The 2,020-nt window shown below is 65.8% G+C and carries 1 protein-coding gene; it reads left to right on the top strand.

What is annotated here, in order from left to right:
• The first annotated feature begins 199 nt into the window (after positions 1-199).
• Positions 200-1,780 carry a peptide chain release factor 3 gene (locus QZY48_RS27495; RefSeq protein WP_295436791.1) on the top strand — a complete coding sequence of 527 codons (1,581 nt, stop codon included), beginning with the start codon at positions 200-202 and terminating at the stop codon, positions 1,778-1,780.
• Positions 1,781-2,020 lie beyond the last annotated feature (240 nt).

The following is a 2,020-nucleotide window of genomic DNA, read 5'->3' as shown; positions in this document are numbered from 1 at the left end:
TGTCGTAATCGTAATCGTGGTCGGATTAGTCGATTACGACAACGACAACGACAACGACAACGACAGCGTACCCGGGATCTCGGTCACAACATCAGTTCTGAGCGCACGCCAGGCGCCGATCCCATGGTGCCCGTCCCGGCAGGCACCGCTATAATCCCGCGGTTTAGCCGCACCGCGGCTGCCATGCCAGTCCCCCCCTATGAGCGACCTTCTCGATCAAACGCGCCGCCGCCGCACCTTCGCCATCATCTCCCACCCGGATGCGGGCAAGACGACACTCACCGAAAAACTGCTGCTGTTCGGCGGCGCCATCCAGATGGCCGGCACGGTCAAGGGCCGCAAGGCGGCGCGCCATGCGACCTCCGACTGGATGGAACTGGAAAAACAGCGCGGGATCTCGGTGACCTCCTCGGTCATGCAGTTCCCCTACGGCGACAGCATCGTCAACCTGCTCGACACCCCCGGGCACGAGGACTTCTCCGAGGACACCTACCGCACCCTGACCGCGGTGGACTCGGCCCTGATGGTGATCGACATCGCCAAGGGCGTGGAGGAGCGCACCATCAAGCTGATGGACGTCTGCCGCCTGCGCGACACCCCCATCCTCACCTTCGTCAACAAGCTGGACCGCGAGGGGCGCGACGCGGTGGAGGTCCTGGACGAGGTGGAGTCGATGCTCAAGATCCAGTGCGCCCCGGTCACCTGGCCGATCGGCATGGGCAAGCGCTTCAAGGGCGTCTATGACCTGCGCCACGACCGCACCCACCTCTTCAGCGCCCAGCACGGCGGGGGCATCCAGAGCGGCGAGGTGATCGAGGGGCTGCACCATCCCCGGATGGACGAACTCCTGGGCGACCAGGCTGACGAGTTGCGCCTGGAGATGGAACTGGTCCAGGGCGCCAGCCACCCGCTGGATCTCGACGCCTATCGGGCCGGGCGCCAGACCCCGGTCTTTTTCGGTTCGGCCATCAACAACTTCGGCGTCAAGGAGCTGCTCGACGCCTTCGTCGACTATGCCCCGCCGCCGCGTGCCCGCGCCACCGTGCAGCGCCGGGTGGAACCCGCGGAGATCGCCTTCAGCGGCTTCGTCTTCAAGATCCAGGCGAACATGGATCCGGCCCACCGCGACCGGATCGCCTTCCTGCGCGTCTGCTCCGGCGGCTACACCAAGGGGATGAAGATGCGCCATGTGCGGATCGGCAAAACCATCCAGGTCGCCAACGCCATCACCTTCCAGGCCGACGAGCGCCGGGTGGTGGAGGAAGCCTGGCCCGGTGACATCATCGGCCTGCACAACCACGGCACCATCCAGATCGGCGACACCTTCACCGAGGGCGAGGAACTCAAGTACGAGGGCGTTCCATACTTCGCCCCGGAGTTGTTCCGACGCATCGTGCTGCGCGACCCGCTGCGCATGAAGGCCCTGCAGAAGGGCGTGGTGCAACTCTCCGAGGAGGGTGCCACCCAGGTCTTCCGGCCGCTCAAGAACAACGACATGATCCTGGGCGCCGTGGGCGTGCTGCAATTCGACGTGGCCGCCTTCCGGTTGAAGGACGAGTACAGCGTGGACGCCGTGGTGGAGCCGGTCTCGGTCCACACCGCCCGCTGGATCGGCTGCGATGACCCCAAGATGCTGGAGCGCTTCAAGGAAAAGGCCTACGAGCACCTGGCCCTGGACGGCGACGACCAACTGGTCTACCTGGCGCCCACCAGGGTCAACCTGGGGCTGACGATCGAGCGCTGGCCGGACATCCGGTTCCTCGCCACGCGGGAACTGTAGCCGCGAGCGACAGATCGCGGTCCCAGGCTCCGCGTCACTGCCATTGAGTGAAGGCGCACCCGCCGGCCGCGGCGCCTCTGCCTGGAGTCCAAGGCTTTACCGTGAAAGTGCGTAGTCAGGCCATCCTGGCCTGACGGTGTCGGGGCTGGAACAGTCAGGGCTGGAAGCCCTGACTACGCCGCCCCGCACGCTGGCCATCGGCTAGCGGTCGAGAGGACTTTCATGTTCCGGGGTGGCGCG

It is taken from the genome of uncultured Thiodictyon sp. (assembly GCF_903828115.1).
In the GTDB taxonomy this organism is placed as follows: Bacteria; Pseudomonadota; Gammaproteobacteria; order Chromatiales; family Chromatiaceae; genus Thiodictyon.
The sequence above is the reverse complement of the archived record's forward strand: the minus strand, read 5'-3'. Positions and strand labels throughout refer to the sequence as shown.